This window comes from Neobacillus sp. WH10 (assembly GCF_030123405.1).
In the GTDB taxonomy this organism is placed as follows: Bacteria; Bacillota; Bacilli; order Bacillales; family Cytobacillaceae; genus Neobacillus.
Map to the genome: position 1 here is coordinate 1,211,337 of NZ_CP126110.1, position 16,757 is coordinate 1,228,093.

The window sequence follows — 16,757 nt, forward strand, 5'->3', positions numbered from 1 at the left end:
TAATAACATTATAAGAGGAGATTGACAAAATGAAAAATAAAACATTAAAAATTTTATCTGGCCTTACTTTAACAGCGATGTTAGCAATTCCTACAACAGCAAGTGCATCACAGCAGCAAAATGGAATCCAAACTCAGACACAGAATGGCTATACCGCCCTGCAAAAAGGCGAAAGAGTATACGTTTCCGCACCTGGCGGCCAGCTTTATGAAACAAAAGGTCCAGCTCAGCTTGGAAAATTAAAGGATTTATTTGTTATCTTTAAAGGAAGTCCTATAGAAGCGCCTCTAATCGTGGTGGAGACACCTGGCGCTAAAGAATTAAAGGTCTTCAGCGATTTATGGTGGAAATTTAATGACGGTACGTACGAGGATAATCGGACTACTGCTTATGACTCGGGCCGCATTTTTTATGAAGCAAAAGGAAAGATTGTCAGCAAGACAGCCCATCATTATGCAGTCCAAGATGGAAATGAAGTGTCAGTCATGACAGCCAATAACTATGATGACCTGAGCGAAGGATTCCATGAATCGTATCGTGTGAAAGGAACATTAAGAGGATTGGTAATCTACGATTGCTGTCCATATGTGGTAGTTGAAAACAATGGAGTGTTATCTATCCACGGGCATAGTGAGACAGGAATTGTACAATTTGATACAATTAACATTAACCAATAATTGGGATGAAGAAAAACGGGAGAAACTCTCCCGTTTTTTAGATATGATTAGGAAATTGCTTGATTATTCCTAGACAAGCGTCCGCTATTCCTAACGCTTGTTTTTCAATCTGGTCGTTTTTGACTGCATTTTTGAAAAAGAAAAAAGACGACATTTTTGTCATCTTTTCCATCTTTCCAGCTTAGGAATATTTCTTGTAAACAAGCCGGCGATAAACTTCGGCATTCCAAATTCAACAACCTTTTGCTTTACTCGTTCTTTCATTTCCTCCACTGTAATATTTGGCAGAGTGAATTCTCCATTCATATAGCAGTGGCTGCAATACATCGTGCTTTTTGTCCCGTCCTTTTCTGTCCCCCCGCCAAGTTCATCTTTTGCTAAAGGCATACCACAGCTTTGACAGTTTTTATAGATTGCCATTTTTTACACTCCTATCAATTTTCAAAATTAAATGTATCCACAATTTTGTCCGCTTTTATCCGATTTTGACACAGCTTAAACAATTGTCGGAAAAAATCGTCTACCTCAAGTGGTGAAGAAGGCAGTTTAATTTGAACCGTAGTCGATCCAAACATTTGCTTAAAGTATGCCTTCCTTTGATCGTTTTTCCCATCACGTTTAAATGGTTTGTATGTCCAGACAAGATGCGGTCCATCTTCAAGCATATGAATTTGCCGGATCTCCGCGCAAGTTGTCGACTTATCATGTGCATAAATAACTAAATAATAAATGTCATTACGGTGCCAATCAATAAATAAAAAGTAATAGCAAGTGTCACTTTCCGGTCGAGTGACTTCATAAGCGGCTAACGTTTTCTTGCGGTTCGTCCATTGATGAAACTTCGGTAAGGTGCCGCTAACTGTTTCTAGTTTCCTAATTTCATAAGATACAGGTTTTGACTTTTCAATATGATTTGCTAAGTATATAGCTTGTTCTTTTTCCAAAGTCAATAATCTCCTTAATGGTTTGGTTTCATTATACAGTGCGGATAGGGAAAAATAGAAGAATGATCAAATCTATTTTTAACGGAAATGAACCGTGTTATACTTTGTTTATTGACTATTCTGAAATCAATAAAGCCGTTTTGGCAAGGTATTGGAAAAATTAAATTACACAGAGGGAGAATTGCATGATTTCTCGAAAGACATAAGCAGCCTAAAGAGAAGGAAGTACACTTTCGCGGAAAATGAACTCAAATATTTGGCGGGATCAAAGTATTTATCCTTTGAAAAAGTTCCCAACCGCTAATTCTACTAACGAAACCTTGTCCTCATATAGTTTGTCTTTAAATTGAAACACAATTGACATCATTTTAAAAAAAAGCTTTGTTAGAATCGATATAATTGAGACTTATAGTCCGTATATTCGTCGAATATATATGGAATAATTATGACTCTTTTCCATATGAATGACATAGAGTGTTTGCAATTGGAGGGAAAGACAATGACGTTAGAGAAGCAATTAAAACAAAAGACGTACTATAAAATGTACATAAATGAGCATGAAAATATGCATCCGATTCGCGTTCTTGGTGAGGTGTTTCAGGAAGAGGCAAAGCAGGATGTACCTGATTTATCGTCTATTCGCTTTGCGCAGGGGGAAGTATATTTTCATCATAAAGATTATGAAACCGCCATTTTTAAATGGGAAAACATCGTAGATGAACTCGAGGCATGGGCAAAGAAAAATACTGCAGATGCCTACTACGAGCTTGGGATGCTATCAACGGCTGAGGATATTTATACGGCGATTAAAACTGATAATTCCACATTAAATGCGGAGGTGGCGTTACAGTTATTTTCGCTGTACATTGAGCGCGGGAAGGTAGATGCAGCCGTTTCGACGATAAAAAAGACAATCGTCACTAACCCTGATTATCCGAATGTCACTGAAATTGCCCGTACCTTTTTTGAAGAACAGCAAGATTGGGATAATGCCATTGAACTGGCAGTAACCGAAGCAAAGCGTACAGATTCGCTGGAATGGTTTGACATTCTAAACACTTATATTAAAAACGGTGTTACGAAAAGTCATGCACCGAGTTATTTTTCCCAGGCCTTAATCCTTCTGTTTGGTCTGGATAAAGATAAATTTGAACAGCTGGTTTCATCACTGTGGGATAGCTACAGGAACGAAGAATCTTATTTTGCATGGTTAAGTGAAATCAACCATCTTTTATTAAACCTTGATATCAATCAAGACGAAAACTGGACGGAGCTTTCAAGGCTTCATAAGGAAACGTATTTTGGTTTAATTGAAGGAAAATACTTCATTAAAGTGCTTCAGGATTTTATTCCCGACTTGTTAACAAATTGGCTCCGGTTGGCGAATCAAGCAAATGTAGTTTTATCATCAGCTGCTGTTCTCTCATGGAATGAGCTATTTCCTGCAAGTATTAGTTTATCGATCGTCAGTGATGCGGAAAAACTGATTAGCATGACAGAAACAGATATGAATGAACTTGACGAGTGCCTTACACTTTTTGATTCCATCATGAATTGGGCACAGGCACATGATATGGGGGAGAATTATCGAATCAAATGGCTTGTGGACCAATTAGTTGATTTTGATACACAACATATTTTTATTACCGGGTTAAGCGGAACGGGAAAATCAACTTTTGTGAATACTATTTTAGGAGAAGATTTACAGGATAGCCCGACCTCGTCAGTGGTGAAGTTTACACATGCTGAGGATTGTGAAGTCACTGAAATAAATGATAGAGAGATTATTAGCTTACCTGATTTTTCTGATTTTCAAGAACGAATGGATCGCCGCCGCAATGCACTAGAATCAATGATTGAGTTCAAGCTGCCGAATGTATTTTTACAGGAAAATAAAGTTGCTTTCATCGATAACCCAGGTTTAAAGGGTGCCCAGCATTATGATCGCTATGAAGTGCTGAAAAACCTGCATGTTGCTGATTCTGTTCTATTTGTCCTTGATGCTAATACGCCGTTTACTGAAAAGGAACAGGCAGCTTTATCGCAAATTCAGGAGTTAGGACCAGATATTCCTGTTCATTTTCTGTTGAGTAAGATGGATACGATTGTCGGTGAGCAGGAAGCTCTTCGTATTTTTGATGAAACGAGGTCATTGATTCATTCATGTTTGCCTGATGCAAGAGTGTTTGCTTTTTCTTCGCAATACGATAACGGCCAGCAGCAGAAGGAATTAACAGCGTTTATTCATTCCATTAAGAATACGAGAAATATAGAGGATAAGCGTCTGGCGAAACTGCTTTACTTTATCCGTACCACGATTGCCAGCTTGCTGCAAAAACGAATTGATGTTGAAAATCAGTTGATTGAATCGGTGCGCTGGAATGAAGAAATGTTAATGAAATTAAATGGAGCGGTAAACCAACTGAAGGATACGGAAGTACAAAAAACCAATACCATCACGAAATCCTATGGTGCTATTAAGGAAACTATTAAAGAGGATATTACAGAAAGCATTCCGAAAATGCTTAAGGAGTGTTCATCCTTGATTAAGGAAGACAGCAATTTCAGTAAGATTCATTTAGAGCTTAATGATGAGATGAATCGAAGAATTCAAGATTACTTGGAACAAACGGTCATGCCGAAATTTTACCGCTCACTGCAGGATTGGATTGAATATTGTAAAGGGGAATTCCAGCAAAGCCAAGAATTTTTGAATGAGATGGGTGAAGGCTTTAATCAAATGTATGGGGAAGAGCGCATCAAGCTCGAATGTGATTTTAAGGTGCTTGATGATTGGCGACGGGATACCGACCGGATGACAAGCCGCTTTCAGCTTGAAAACGTCAATATTCTGCTTCGTCGTACACCATCACAATTTTTGTTGAAAAGCGCTGGGAAACTATTTGGAGCGCTATCGCAAAACAAGGCATTACTTTTTAATAAATACAAAGCCTTTGTGGAGAATGAAGATTATTCCGAGGCGACTTCAACAGTCTGTAAGCAATTTTTCCAACCGTTTGAGCTGTTTGAAAAATCACTGGAGCGGGATATCACCTTGTTTTTCAAGAGTCCATTAACTACGTTAAACCGTTCTGCTGAAGAAGCTCGATCAGGAATACAAACAAACCAAGAAATGCTTAATAAAATGAATACCAACCCTGAAATTTTCCGTGATCCATTGACACTGTTTGAAGTAAGACTGCGTCAATTCGAATGGATGACAGTGGCCGGAAAGGGAATGCAAACTATCTACTAATTAAGGGAAAATGTAAATGAGTTTAATCATTGAAAGAGCATGTGCTATGGATGTCCATTAAGATAATATAACTGCATGGATGATTTCTTTTAAGTATATGAGTAGGTTGCTTCCTTAAAAATATTATTAGCACTGTGCTAAAAAATGAACAGTGCTAATAAAAGGGAGTTTAATTTTGATTTACCTTGAAATAATAAATACACCACCGCAGTGAGATATTGGATGAAATTCACACTTACAATAATTTTGTAAGTGTGAATTAATCTCTTCATAAAAAAAATAAAATTCTTCTGCATCCCAATAATTAATACTATTGCTTCTGCAAGTTTCCATTTGCTCGTGTGTTTGAAAAGAAATATCACCTATTAGTATTTTTCCATTCTCAGAAAGTAAGGATAATAAATTCTTTATAAGTAATAGTTTCTCTTCATCAGTTAAATGATGTAATTCATACGTACTAATGATAGAGTCGTATTTGTTTTCTTTAATAATATCGGGTAATCCTTCTGAGATATCCCACTCTATTAAATTTGCCATTGGCATTTTAGCATGTGCTATGGAAATCATACTTGGAGAAAAGTCTAAACCATCTATGTGATGACCATTTTCATATAGTTTAGATGTTAATATGCCTGTTCCAAATCCTATATCTAATACTCTTGAATGTTTTTTTTGCATGACTACATTAAATATAGTACTTAAGAATAATTTGTACTGTTTTGTCATAACCATCTGCCAATAAATTAAAGCCTTGTTTATTTAGCATGAATGCTCCTCCAATTGATTGAAAGCACTATCGAGCATTTTATTTTATATAAATCTCCTCGTTATTTGACGGCTATTGCCATTTCAATTCGTTTTTTTCTGCATTCGCTTACCATTCTACTATCAGCTTTTCATCGATTTTAAGACTATGAATGAAAGTAACGAATTGTTTACTTCACCATTTAAACATTCATCTAAAGGTCTCCTTATAAAAAATCAAAATTGCGATCTTATAATACTTCATATGCTTAAATTCTGACAGTTAAATAGATTATTGGCTTTCCACTAAAATCAGATAATCCAATCAAATTAGGTGACAAGTTCTTTGTGTTTATAGGTCCGATAATAATTAATTCAATTGGATGGAGGTAATTTACAACATTACCCGTTTCGTTGTAGGTCTCGTACTTAATTAGAATTCCAGTATCCTTATCTATCAAAAAACGAAAGCTGTTGGATTCATGTTTAATTTTTGCATATTTGCTTAATGTACCCTTGATGACTACTGTGTTATGATTCAGAAGATCTTCATTCTGTTTTTCGATATTCCATCTGGAAAAATCATCCTCCATATAATTTGTAGCAAGCTCTTAATAGCCTATTTTCTCAAAAAAAGACACTTAAAAAATAGGCTTTACTATTGGAGATAAGTCAGAAATTAAGTTTTTTTTGTAACATTGATATCCCCATAAATATTAATATTAATGAAGTTCCAATATACCCTTTTCCTATTAGAGAGGTTTCTATGCCGTTAACAATATTTTCTATAATAAATAGATAAAAAGCGAACAATGATATTGTGATTATTTCACCCAAAAACCATTTATCTTTCACTTTCTTGGTAAAAGTCACTAAAATTAGCTCCAGAATAAAGCCAATAATAATTATTATTATAAAAAAGAATAAAATAAGTAAACTATAAATTGACAGTGACATATTTGACTCGATTCTAATAGATTCAGGGAATAACATCCTCAAAATGAAAACAGTTAAGAACACTTTTCCAAAGAAGAGAAGAATTGTTAAACAGATAATAATCAATGTTATAAATATGTTTTGAGCTTTTTTGGATTTAAAAAACAACTATAATTCCTCCCCTTCGTGGGTTCTTTTAAACAAACTTATATGATTAAGTTTACTATTATTCTAGGCAAATCTTGTGCTATAACATCAGGTAAAACTTTTCTAAGTTGAACATATATAGCGCTTTGTGAATAAGTTTTAACTGCTTCTAAGCTAGTTGCAATACTTTTAGATTTTGACCTTATTAATGTGGCTTTGGAAGCACTAAAAGGCCTTACAATGTGACTTACTAGCCATCCACCATATCTAAAAGCTACAATTATTGCTCTAAATCCAACTTTTAAGACCCATTCCAATCTAACCTCTTGACCGTCAGCAATAAGTAATTTTGCCTCTTCGATATCAACGTATATATAACTATTAACATCATTATATGCAATATAATAAGATTCTAATATTTGTACTAAACGGTTAATATCTATTATAACGAAGAAATCGTGGGCATCATCCAGCCAGTGGTTTTTAGGGATGTGAGAAGAATGGATTAATGGAAGGAACCATTCACTATATTGGTGTAGTACCTGAATATAGAGGAAGAGGATTTATTAACGAATTACTCCTCAAAGCAACGAGAATATTACAAGATATTGGTGTTTGGAGAATTTTTTCTGATACCGATGTTGAAAATACTCCTATGAGGGCTGCATTTGAAAAGAGGATATGAAAAATGGATATAAGATTCTGTCAGAAGGAGACTTAACACATTATAAAAGAATAATTAAAACAATAGGAGAAATTATTATGAAAAGTGCTAGTCCATATGTATTTGTTGATAACTGCCTGGAGGTAATAGAATATTACCAAAGTCTATTTGGCGGTGAAATCAAGAACATTCAAAAAAGTAATGATGGTAAGTGTTTACACGCCGAGCTTTATCTAGGAAACAGCATCATTCACTTTTCAGATACCTTCGGCAAGACCCTTAAAGGGGATAACGTACGAATCAGCTTGGAATGTGAAAGCGAAGATGAAATTAGAAGAGTGTATGACTCCCTAAGCAAATCTGGAAAAATTACTGCTCCGCTCCAGGATACATTTTGGGGAGCGATTCATGCAAATATAGTTGATAAGTTTGGCATTGGCTGGCTGCTCAATTATCAAAAATAAAACGAAGACTGAGTAAAGTATGTTAATAAATCCAAAGAGGGATGATGAATTTTATGAACAACCTTACAAAAATGAAAATATTCAAACCTGCTAATGAAGTATTTGAAGCGTTCGTAGATCCTTCGAAAATCGGGAACTTTTGGTTCTCGTCAAGTTCTGAAAGATGGGAACAAGGTAAGACGATTACAGTGAGATATGATGAATACAATGCTCAACTTGATATAGAAGTATTGGCAATCGAGGTTAATAAGAAAATAGTGTTCCGGTGGGGAGCAAATGGAGAAGGGCATATTGTTTCGATTGCGCTGAATGAGATAGATCATTCAACTACAACTATTGAAGTTAGCGAAGATGGATTTAATGAAAATGATGCTGAATTAATACCGAAATTACTAGATAATAAGGAAGGCTGGGTTTTTATGTTAACCTGTTTAAAGGGTTATCTAGAATTTGGTGTGAATCGATTAAGAGGTGGATTAGTGAAGGATTGACCTAAAAAGAGAGCCAATTGGCTCTTTTTTTGTGCAAATTTCATATTGTTCTAACAGGTTCTATATATCAAAATCATTTACTGCTTCGGCAGCATTTTTGTTGTTCATCTAACGAAAGCACGTTAATGAAATAATTAATAATCTAAAAACATGCAGAGGAACATATATTCGTGTTAAGATTATTCTAAGGATTAAAAAAGTGGGGGCATTATATGAAGATAGAAAATATAAGCATTAGTGATCGTATGGAACATTATAATGTAACTGGTCTAAGCGTTGCATTAATTGATGAAAGTCAAATCAATATGACAGAAGGCTATGGTGTACTTGAAGCAGGAACCACTAATAAGGTAAACAGTAATTCTATTTTTAATGCATGTTCTATCAGCAAATTTCTAACATCAATACTAGTTATGAAATTTACTGAACAAGGGATTCTTGATTTAGATGAAGATGTAAATAATAGACTTATATCGTGGAAAGTTCCAGATAATGAATTAACTCAAAAAAATAAAGTAACATTACGGAGGTTACTTAGCCATCAATCTGGAGTTACGGACCCTGAAGGTAGTTTTGCTGAACTTAATTCCACTCAAGGCTTTCCAACAATAGTTGATTTATTAGAGGGAAGAACGCCTTATTGCAATGTACCTATTAAAGTAAAGTATGAACCGGAGAGCGACTTTCAATATTCAGATGCAGGTTTTTGTATCATACAACAAATAATAGAAGATAGAATTGGAAAGCCATTTAATGAAGTTATGAATGAACATATATTTGAACCATTAGAAATGAAAAATAGTTCATTTCTACAGACAATACCAAAAGTAAGAAGAGAAGATTTTTCTTGTGGTCATTTTAATGGAAAGATAGTAAATGGTAAATATCCGATTTATCCCTATCCAGCAGCTTCTGGACTATGGACAACACCTTATGATTTAGCCATTTTGGTAATTGAATTAATGAGTTCACTTAAAGGTGAAAGTAAGATTGGTCTTTCATCAAGTAAAGTAAGAGAAATGATTACCTCTCAAGGTAGTAAAGAGTGGACTGGACTAGGTGTTTTTCTAAATGGTTCAGAACATGAAATTGAAATTTCATCACTTGGTTGGGGTGTTGGCTTTCAAAGTATGATGGTGGCGTATCCTTATTTAGAAAAAGGAGCAGTCATAATGACTAATACAGATTTAGGTGTTCATCAATTGAAGGGGATAATTGGGGAAGTATTTAATTCCCTTACTTTTTAAACATTCGTTGTTGAACCACCATGCAGAGGGAAAAAAGTAGGGGGATGTGAAATGAAGTTTTATGTAGCATCGGGTTTTAATAATATTGATCAAGTCAGGTTTGTAAGTGAGAAGTTTAAAGACAAGGGATTTATTCATACATATGATTGGACTCAAAATGAAAGAGCCTTGACATTTGAAGAACTAGAAGAGATGGGTCAAAAGGAAAAGAATGCAGTAATTGATACAGATTTTATTGTTGTTTTGTTGCCAGCAGGCAAAGGAAGCCATATTGAGCTAGGTATTGCCCTTGGGCAAGGCAAAAAAATTTATCTTTATTCGCCAAATGAAGAGGTTAATAATTTTGCAGAAACGAGTACATTTTATCATTTGCCTGAGGTTGAAAAGTGCTTTGGAACTATTGATGAGCTAATCGATGTTGTGACAATAAAACTAAAGGGATAACAATAAAAATATAATACAAAATGATAATAATTTATTGTAAAACGATATAATTTGCATTATCATAAGGCTAACGATTAAAAGTGAGGTGCTTTATGAAACGAGGAACAACAACTTCTTTAAAGCTGGCTATTTTTATTATTGGGATTATTAGTCTAGCCTTGTGTATATTTTTTCTGCCAGGGCTTTCAAGAGAAGCAGCAAAGATAAATCCAGAGTATGCTCATTTGAGATTACCTGTTCTTCTAGGATTGTATATTACTGTGATACCGTTTTTCCTTGCGCTGTATCAAGCTTTTAAGTTATTAGGTTATATTGAAAGTAAAAATGCTTTTTCAGAATTAGCTGTAGTCTCCTTAAAACATATTAAGTACTGCGCAAATACAATAATTATCATATATGTGATAGGGATTTCTTTGCTTGTATCACAGAATGCTTTACATCCAGGAATAGCAATCATTGGATTTACAATCGTTTTTGCGGCTTTTGTCATCTCACTCTTTACCGCAATTCTTCAGGAACTATTAAGAAATGCATTGGAAATAAAAGCAGAAAATGATTTGACAGTTTGAGGTGATTATATGGCTATTATTATCAATATAGATGTGATGTTAGCAAAAAGAAAAATGAGCGTCACAGAACTTTCAGAGAGAGTCGGAATAACAATGGCTAACCTTTCAATACTGAAAAATGGAAAGGCAAAAGCCATTAAAATATCAACTTTAGATGCCATTTGTAAAGCATTAGATTGTCAACCAGGTGAAATTCTAGAATACAGAAGTGACATTGACACTTAAGAATAAAGAGAAGCTATTTGGTAACTGAACAAACAGCTTCTCTTTATTTGTAAGTTTATTCAATAGTACATTTAGATTTCTTTATCCAGAAAAATGGTTATAAGTGGAATGAGCCATGAAGTTGACGAGGAAGGTAATGTGATATGTTAGCTATATACTATATATTCTGATTATTGTAAAATGTGTGATAGAAGGAAACTGCAGGTACTTCAATGAACCAAATACTTGCTAGAGTTAAATAATTTACAATAAAGCAGTACCCGATTACTCTAATGGTTGCTATGCTTTTTGGTTATGTAAGCAGCCTGATAGAAGAAATAGGGGGTGGAATTTGATTACTAATTTGTACTTTGTACGCCATGCTCATTCTAAATATTCCCCTGATGAAATGGGAAGAGCTTTGTCAGATCAAGGCTTGGTGAATGCAGAAAAAATTACGGAAATACTAAAAAACGAGAATATTGATCGAGTCATTTCAAGTCCCTACAAGAGAGCAATCCAAACAGTCGAAGGTGTAGCTGAATATATTGGTCAAGAGGTTGAGATTGTCCATGATTTTAAAGAAAGGAAATTGTCCGCAAAACCTTTAGTCAACTTCCAATTTGCTGTTACAAGAGTTTGGGAAGATGATAGTTTCTCTTTGGAAGGTGGAGAGTCTAATATTCGGGCCAAAGCAAGAGGAGTAAAGGCTACTTTAAACGTTTTAGAAAAGTATGAAGGTGAAAATATTGCTATAGGAACACATGGCAATTTGATGGTTTTAATCATGAATTATTTCGATAAGCAATTTGGTTTTCATTTTTGGAAAGAACTAGATATGCCAGATATATATAAATTAACTTTTGATAAAACAAAGATTTTAGAAGTTAATAGAATATGGAAAATTACTAGCTGCTCTTGATCTAGGATCCACTAGTCAAAGGAAGGAGAAAAAAAATGAAGAGAAAAAATTTAATGGTAGTTCCTTTACCAGATTTTGAACCAGAGATTGGAAGATGGATCTGGTGTTTAGAAGACGTTAGGCGAACTATTTTAGAGAGAATATCAGGACTAAGTCAGTCTGATCTTGATACAAAACTTCATGGAGGGCATTCAATCGGATCATTGTTATATCACATCGCTTTGATTGAGGCGGACTGGTTCTATGAAGAAGTTCTTGGTGGTGAGTGGAACCCCAAGATTCGTTTGTTATTTCCTCAAGAAGACCGTAATAACGATAACACCTTGACAAATATTGAGGGACAGGATCTAGATGAACATTTAAATCGTCTAAAATCTGTACGAGATGAATTACTTACCCATTTTCGATCAATGGATTTACAGGATTGGCGTAAGCCAAGGAGTCTTAAGCACTATGATGTAACACCTGAGTGGGTGATCTACCATCTAATTGAACACGAATCACATCATAGGGGACAAATATTTCAAATTCTTTCAATTTTAAAAAATAAATGATCTCTAGGAGTGCTAGAGTGAATGAAAGATCAGTGCTGACACTGAGGCAGCTTTTCTTGTTTTACTATAGAAGCAGGTTAAAAGAAGGGAATTATCTAAAGATAATAGAATTAAGCTTATTGGGAAGCAAAATATCCGACATCTTTGTGCATGAAAAGTCGGATCAAAAAGTCCAATTTCCTTTAAATTAAGTCTTGAAAGGAGTGGAAATATGGATTGGCTAGAGAGAATGAATAACGCATTGGATTACATTGAAAATCATCTTGATGAAGAGTTAGATTATAAAAAGATTGCACAGGTCGCTTTTTGTTCGGAATATCATTTTTCAAGGATGTTTTCAGCTATTTCAGGGATATCACTCTCAGAATATATTAGACGTAGGCGATTAACACTTGCTGCGTTTGAAATTCAAAAAAGTGATATTAGGATTATCGACCTGGCAATGAAATATGGATATGACTCTGCCGACTCATTTTCACGTGCTTTTCAAAAAACACTTGGATTAAAACCCTCTGATGCTCGCAATAAAGGGGTTCAATTAAAAGCCTTTCCAAGAATCTCCTTTCAAATTTCAATTAAAGGAGACACTGAAATGGAGTATAGAATTGAGAATATTGATTTTGAATTAAGAATAATAGGGAAGAGTAAGCTTGTAAAAACAGGTAGAGCATTTAAAACAATTCCTACGCTTTGGAACAGTGCAAAAAAAGATGGATTTATGCAAAAGTTAATTGATATGTCATGGGAAAATCCAAAATGTACACTTGAAAGCCTCTTGGGCGTTTGTGGAAATGAAGCAGCCATAACAGAGGATGAATTTGCTTATTTTATGGGGGTACGATATGATGGGGAGCCTCCAAGTGATATGGAAACACTTATTATTCCTCCAAGTACATGGGCAGTTTTTCCGAATATTGTAGAGGCATGGAAACGTTTATATTCAGAATGGGTTCCGACATCTGGTTATGAACTGGCTAATTTACCATGTATCGAATGTTATTACGGACCAAAGCATAAACCAAGACATGAACTATGGGTTCCTGTTATACCTAAATAATTACATATTCATATAAGGAGCTTTTATCGAAAAAGACAGGAGGACTTCCAGCCATGCTGGAGGTCTCTTATTTTATATCAATATCAACAATAACATTTCATAGCTTTTTGGTATTGAGCGGAGCAGGCTAGACAAGCAATAGTGATTCGTGGAATCTAAAGTAATCGCTAATAAAGTGAAATTTTTGAAACTCCTAGATATAAAAAACGTAATACCATATATGTCATAATGATGAAAATCGAGGAGATTTTACATGATAATGTTAATGTCATTAACTTTATTATTTTCGGTTCTAGTAGTTTGCATAATTGGAATAATTGCTTACAAAATAATAAAAAATAGAACACTTCCGGATAATAACTACACTCCATTCGATTATATTACTGCACAAACAGTTGAATTTCATGAAGAAAAGGAAGAGGAAATCAAACAAGGTGATGATAAGGGGAAAAGGGAGCGTTAACTTTAAACTCTTACCTATCTGTATGAAGAAGAACAATGGTATAAAAGAATAATTCAATTGAAATTAATAAGAGCGTGTTTTGATCAATCTTTTTTTCAAAACACGCTCTTTCTTTTTGTTCGTTTTATCAAGGTTATTCGTATTAAATTGATTAAACATTATTAGGGGCAGCGCCCCATATCTATCAAGCTAGTATTTTGAAATGTCCCCAAAACGAAAATTTTAGCATTTTACAGTTATTTATGAGAATTTAGCTCGATTTTTTCGTTTTGAGGAACAACCAATTTCTTAAGTTGATGGATATGTGGCGATACCCCATGCCCATCAAGCTAAGATTATATAAGTTTAATTTCACTTGAGATTTTTTCTTTTTTCTAAAGATCCAGTATAAGCTCTTTAAAGTTTTGCATACCAAATAAATGAGCTCTATTTTCAAGTTCACAACACTTATTCCTTCTTAATTAACTCTTTTTAGAGGTAATTTCGCAACTTGCTTCCGAGTTCTAAACCCTAATGCGATAGCAGCGCCAATACAGCTAGAAAAACAACCAGCAAACAAATACGATGATGAGTCTGACTCACCGATTAAAACGGAAGCTATTCCTCCAATTACCGGGAAAAGTGCAACCATATAGCCACTTCGAGCTCCTCCAATTTTTTCTACAAGCTTCAAATAGAATAACCATGCTACAAATGAAGCAACCAGAGTTAAATATAGCAACATAAATAAATATGAAAACGATGTTGGAAATATAAATTCTTGTCCTTGAAATAATACAATTACTCCCATCAATATACTGCCCACTGTAAATCCAATGGCATTTGCATAGATAGGATTCACCTTGTGACTTGCATTTCGTGCCGAGCTGGCATCACCTACTGCTGTAAGAAGCGTACCTAAGATCGCAACCATAATTCCTTTTATGTCATTGGACCCTTGAAAGTTGTTCAAATTCGGATAGATGAGAATACATACGCCTAATACACCAAAAATCCCCCCAACCAAAACGCGTGAATGTAACTTCTCTTTTAAAAAAATCCAAAGGGTAATCGGGGTCAAAATCACCTTTAATGAAAAAACCAATGTTACGATTGCTGCAGAACTCAAAATTGTGGCGTAATAAAGGCATAAATAGCTTAATGCAAAGTTACATACACCAAAAACTATTACAAATGGGATATCTTTTCTTGTTGGCATCCCTCTTGGTCGAAGGAACCAAACAAGAATCAAAAATAAAAAGGCTGTCATAACAAGACGATAAGTTAAGGATAATTCTAAGCTGACAGGAGTTCCTTGAATTTTTACTGCAATAAAGTTGAGTCCCCATACAATCAAACAAAATATGTACATAAATATTGTCATGAGTTTTCTCCCATATCAAATTTTTTTCTAAATTCATTATTCATTTATACTGTCATTTCTAAAAGGTACAGTTTACAATAAATAGAAATGACAGATGAGGTATTACAATGATGAATGAACTAATATTTAATATCAATCGAGAAAGTAACACTCCTATGTACCAACAAGTTTATCAATACATACGTACTCAGATTTTATCTGGTAAATTAGAAAAGGGTACAAAGTTGCCATCGATTAGACAACTTGCTATCCAATTAGAGGTCAGCAGAAACACAACTCAAGTAGCCTATGAACAACTGCAATCGGAAGGATATATTCGAAGTGAGAACAAAAAGGGATTTTTTGTAGAGGCTACTATATCGGATGAGACACTTAATTATGAGCCCATTAGAGAACAGCATCATGAAACAAATCATGTTGCCATGAAAACTATTGACTTTAAGATTGGGACAGTGGATCAAGAGAACTTCCCTTTGAAAAAATGGAGAATGCTTACAAACAAAATCATTAAAGACTCTAGCATGTTTTCATACGGAGAAAAACAAGGCGACATTAAATTAAGGGATGTACTAGCAGATTACTTGTTTCAATCAAGAGGAGTTAATACTTCTGCAGAACAAATTATTATTGGCAGTAGCACACAGCACTTGTTATTACTTTTGTCGCTGTTGCTAAAGCAAGACTATCATTATCTGGCAGTAGAAGACCCTGGATATAATGTGGCAAGGGAACTCTTTGTTCTTCAATCATTTATCATTGATCCAATCCCGGTAAAAGAACAAGGCATCCAAGTCGATCTCCTTTTAAAATCGCCTTCTAGACTTTTATATGTCACTCCTACTCACCACTTTCCATATGGAGTGACTATCCCCGTCAATGAAAGATTAAAGTTAATTCAATGGGCAAAAAGGGTGGAAGGATATATTATTGAGGATGATTATGATAGTGAATTTCGATACATCCATCAACCTATACCGTCTCTTCAAAGTTTAGATTCTAATGATAGGGTGGTTTATTTAGGAACTTTTTCAAAAGCACTGCTACCCTCTATCCGTGTCAGTTATATGGTTTTGCCTAGGAGGCTAATAAGTGAATATAAAAAGATACTCCCTTTGCTTGAGCAAACATCCTCATCTATTCATCAGCGAACACTGGCGACCTTTATGAATGAAGGATATTGGTACTCACACTTAAGGAAGATGAAAGCTTTGTATAAACGTAAAATGAATTTATTGAATAGGGAATTATTAAAACATTTTAAGAATTATGTTGAAATAAAAGGTGGTAGCTCCGGAATTTTCGTTATTATTGAAGTAAAAACAGAAATGAGTGAAAAAATGCTAATTGAAAGGGCATATGAACACGGAATTGTAGTTTATCCTTGTTCAAAATATTTCTCGAAATATATACCACGATATCCGCATATTCAACTTGGATTGGGTGATTTATGTGAAAAAAAGATAATAGAAGGAGTTTCTCAATTAGCAAAAATTTGGCTGTAATCTTGATTTTTCCCCTAAAAAATTTTTTTCGTTCTTCCTATTAGGGGTCATCATACATCGCCGTCAAGTTAAGAAATTAATTGTTCCCCCAAAAGGAAAAAGTGAGCTT

Annotated in this window: 20 protein-coding genes; 14 read left to right on the forward strand and 6 right to left on the reverse strand. The window is 34.6% G+C overall.

From position 1 onward, the window contains the following. Positions 1-29: 29 nt before the first annotated feature. Complete coding sequence (locus QNH20_RS05560; RefSeq protein ID WP_283921916.1) at positions 30-677, forward strand: hypothetical protein; 648 nt, start codon at positions 30-32, stop codon at positions 675-677. A 159-nt stretch (positions 678-836) separates the two neighbouring features. On the opposite strand, the gene QNH20_RS05565 is transcribed toward QNH20_RS05560, so the two are convergent. Together QNH20_RS05565 and QNH20_RS05570 are read right to left on the reverse strand one after the other, a co-directional pair. After that, the gene (locus QNH20_RS05565; protein ID WP_283921917.1) at positions 837-1,097 is read right to left on the reverse strand and encodes a zinc ribbon domain-containing protein; all 261 of its coding nucleotides are present in this window, start codon (positions 1,095-1,097) and stop codon (positions 837-839) included. A gap of 14 nt (positions 1,098-1,111) precedes the next feature. Next, positions 1,112-1,621 carry a hypothetical protein gene (locus QNH20_RS05570; RefSeq protein ID WP_283921918.1) on the reverse strand — a complete coding sequence of 170 codons (510 nt, stop codon included), beginning with the start codon at positions 1,619-1,621 and terminating at the stop codon, positions 1,112-1,114. 499 nt (positions 1,622-2,120) lie between these two features. Between QNH20_RS05570 and QNH20_RS05575 the strand changes: the two genes are divergently transcribed. After that, positions 2,121-4,877 (forward strand): GTPase domain-containing protein, encoded by a 2,757-nt coding sequence (locus QNH20_RS05575; RefSeq protein ID WP_283921919.1) that lies wholly within the window; start codon positions 2,121-2,123, stop codon positions 4,875-4,877. Positions 4,878-5,057: 180 nt separating this feature from the next. Here the strand turns inward: QNH20_RS05575 and QNH20_RS05580 are convergent, their stop codons facing one another. The 3 genes from QNH20_RS05580 to QNH20_RS05590 form a co-directional block, all read right to left on the reverse strand. Continuing rightward, positions 5,058-5,603, reverse strand: coding sequence for a class I SAM-dependent methyltransferase (locus QNH20_RS05580; protein WP_283921920.1), 546 nt, complete (start codon positions 5,601-5,603; stop codon positions 5,058-5,060). A gap of 287 nt (positions 5,604-5,890) precedes the next feature. Then, complete coding sequence (locus QNH20_RS05585; RefSeq protein ID WP_283921921.1) at positions 5,891-6,214, reverse strand: hypothetical protein; 324 nt, start codon at positions 6,212-6,214, stop codon at positions 5,891-5,893. A 549-nt stretch (positions 6,215-6,763) separates the two neighbouring features. Beyond that, positions 6,764-7,021: a YqxI family protein gene (locus tag QNH20_RS05590; protein WP_283921922.1), complete on the reverse strand. Its 258-nt coding sequence runs from the start codon at positions 7,019-7,021 to the stop codon at positions 6,764-6,766. Between the two features lie 191 nt (positions 7,022-7,212). Here QNH20_RS05590 and QNH20_RS05595 point away from each other — a divergent pair, with 191 nt between their 5' ends. The 11 genes from QNH20_RS05595 to QNH20_RS05645 all read left to right on the forward strand — a co-directional run bounded on the left by QNH20_RS05595 (position 7,213) and on the right by QNH20_RS05645 (position 13,783). Continuing rightward, entirely contained in the window at positions 7,213-7,389 is a 177-nt protein-coding gene (locus QNH20_RS05595; protein WP_283921923.1) for a GNAT family N-acetyltransferase, read from the forward strand. Between the two features lie 77 nt (positions 7,390-7,466). Beyond that, positions 7,467-7,832 carry a VOC family protein gene (locus QNH20_RS05600; protein ID WP_283921924.1) on the forward strand — a complete coding sequence of 122 codons (366 nt, stop codon included), beginning with the start codon at positions 7,467-7,469 and terminating at the stop codon, positions 7,830-7,832. 53 nt (positions 7,833-7,885) lie between these two features. Then, entirely contained in the window at positions 7,886-8,323 is a 438-nt protein-coding gene (locus QNH20_RS05605; protein WP_283921925.1) for an SRPBCC family protein, read from the forward strand. A 212-nt stretch (positions 8,324-8,535) separates the two neighbouring features. Further along, on the forward strand, positions 8,536-9,570 hold the full coding sequence (locus QNH20_RS05610; protein WP_283921926.1) for a serine hydrolase domain-containing protein: 1,035 nt from the start codon (positions 8,536-8,538) through the stop codon (positions 9,568-9,570). Between the two features lie 51 nt (positions 9,571-9,621). Continuing rightward, positions 9,622-10,014, forward strand: coding sequence for a group-specific protein (locus QNH20_RS05615; RefSeq protein WP_283921927.1), 393 nt, complete (start codon positions 9,622-9,624; stop codon positions 10,012-10,014). 92 nt (positions 10,015-10,106) lie between these two features. Beyond that, positions 10,107-10,583, forward strand: a complete 477-nt coding sequence (locus tag QNH20_RS05620) for a DUF2975 domain-containing protein (protein ID WP_283921928.1) — start codon at positions 10,107-10,109, stop codon at positions 10,581-10,583. Between the two features lie 9 nt (positions 10,584-10,592). After that, positions 10,593-10,808, forward strand: a complete 216-nt coding sequence (locus tag QNH20_RS05625; RefSeq protein ID WP_283921929.1) for a helix-turn-helix domain-containing protein — start codon at positions 10,593-10,595, stop codon at positions 10,806-10,808. Positions 10,809-11,139: 331 nt separating this feature from the next. Further along, complete coding sequence (locus QNH20_RS05630; RefSeq protein ID WP_283921930.1) at positions 11,140-11,709, forward strand: histidine phosphatase family protein; 570 nt, start codon at positions 11,140-11,142, stop codon at positions 11,707-11,709. 35 nt (positions 11,710-11,744) lie between these two features. Continuing rightward, entirely contained in the window at positions 11,745-12,263 is a 519-nt protein-coding gene (locus QNH20_RS05635; protein ID WP_283921931.1) for a DinB family protein, read from the forward strand. Between the two features lie 211 nt (positions 12,264-12,474). After that, complete coding sequence (locus QNH20_RS05640) at positions 12,475-13,320, forward strand: AraC family transcriptional regulator (RefSeq protein ID WP_283921932.1); 846 nt, start codon at positions 12,475-12,477, stop codon at positions 13,318-13,320. Positions 13,321-13,573: 253 nt separating this feature from the next. Beyond that, positions 13,574-13,783, forward strand: coding sequence for a DUF3951 domain-containing protein (locus QNH20_RS05645; RefSeq protein ID WP_283921933.1), 210 nt, complete (start codon positions 13,574-13,576; stop codon positions 13,781-13,783). A gap of 457 nt (positions 13,784-14,240) precedes the next feature. Here QNH20_RS05645 and QNH20_RS05650 read toward each other — a convergent pair whose 3' ends face one another. Then, positions 14,241-15,146: a DMT family transporter gene (locus QNH20_RS05650; RefSeq protein WP_283921934.1), complete on the reverse strand. Its 906-nt coding sequence runs from the start codon at positions 15,144-15,146 to the stop codon at positions 14,241-14,243. A gap of 110 nt (positions 15,147-15,256) precedes the next feature. Between QNH20_RS05650 and pdxR the strand changes: the two genes are divergently transcribed. Beyond that, positions 15,257-16,648, forward strand: coding sequence for a MocR-like pyridoxine biosynthesis transcription factor PdxR (gene pdxR / locus QNH20_RS05655; protein WP_283923357.1), 1,392 nt, complete (start codon positions 15,257-15,259; stop codon positions 16,646-16,648). Positions 16,649-16,757: the final 109 nt, after the last annotated feature.

Coding starts and splice junctions, on each gene's coding strand:
- QNH20_RS05560 (WP_283921916.1), top strand. CDS start 30: ATGAAAAATAAAACATTAAAAATTTTATCTGGCCTTACTTTAACAGCG.
- QNH20_RS05565 (WP_283921917.1), bottom strand. CDS start 1,097: ATGGCAATCTATAAAAACTGTCAAAGCTGTGGTATGCCTTTAGCAAAA.
- QNH20_RS05575 (WP_283921919.1), top strand. CDS start 2,121: ATGACGTTAGAGAAGCAATTAAAACAAAAGACGTACTATAAAATGTAC.
- QNH20_RS05580 (WP_283921920.1), bottom strand. CDS start 5,603: ATGACAAAACAGTACAAATTATTCTTAAGTACTATATTTAATGTAGTC.
- QNH20_RS05585 (WP_283921921.1), bottom strand. CDS start 6,214: ATGGAGGATGATTTTTCCAGATGGAATATCGAAAAACAGAATGAAGAT.
- QNH20_RS05595 (WP_283921923.1), top strand. CDS start 7,213: ATGGAAGGAACCATTCACTATATTGGTGTAGTACCTGAATATAGAGGA.
- QNH20_RS05600 (WP_283921924.1), top strand. CDS start 7,467: ATGAAAAGTGCTAGTCCATATGTATTTGTTGATAACTGCCTGGAGGTA.
- QNH20_RS05605 (WP_283921925.1), top strand. CDS start 7,886: ATGAACAACCTTACAAAAATGAAAATATTCAAACCTGCTAATGAAGTA.
- QNH20_RS05610 (WP_283921926.1), top strand. CDS start 8,536: ATGAAGATAGAAAATATAAGCATTAGTGATCGTATGGAACATTATAAT.
- QNH20_RS05615 (WP_283921927.1), top strand. CDS start 9,622: ATGAAGTTTTATGTAGCATCGGGTTTTAATAATATTGATCAAGTCAGG.
- QNH20_RS05620 (WP_283921928.1), top strand. CDS start 10,107: ATGAAACGAGGAACAACAACTTCTTTAAAGCTGGCTATTTTTATTATT.
- QNH20_RS05625 (WP_283921929.1), top strand. CDS start 10,593: ATGGCTATTATTATCAATATAGATGTGATGTTAGCAAAAAGAAAAATG.
- QNH20_RS05635 (WP_283921931.1), top strand. CDS start 11,745: ATGAAGAGAAAAAATTTAATGGTAGTTCCTTTACCAGATTTTGAACCA.
- QNH20_RS05640 (WP_283921932.1), top strand. CDS start 12,475: ATGGATTGGCTAGAGAGAATGAATAACGCATTGGATTACATTGAAAAT.
- QNH20_RS05645 (WP_283921933.1), top strand. CDS start 13,574: ATGATAATGTTAATGTCATTAACTTTATTATTTTCGGTTCTAGTAGTT.
- QNH20_RS05650 (WP_283921934.1), bottom strand. CDS start 15,146: ATGACAATATTTATGTACATATTTTGTTTGATTGTATGGGGACTCAAC.
- pdxR (WP_283923357.1), top strand. CDS start 15,257: ATGAATGAACTAATATTTAATATCAATCGAGAAAGTAACACTCCTATG.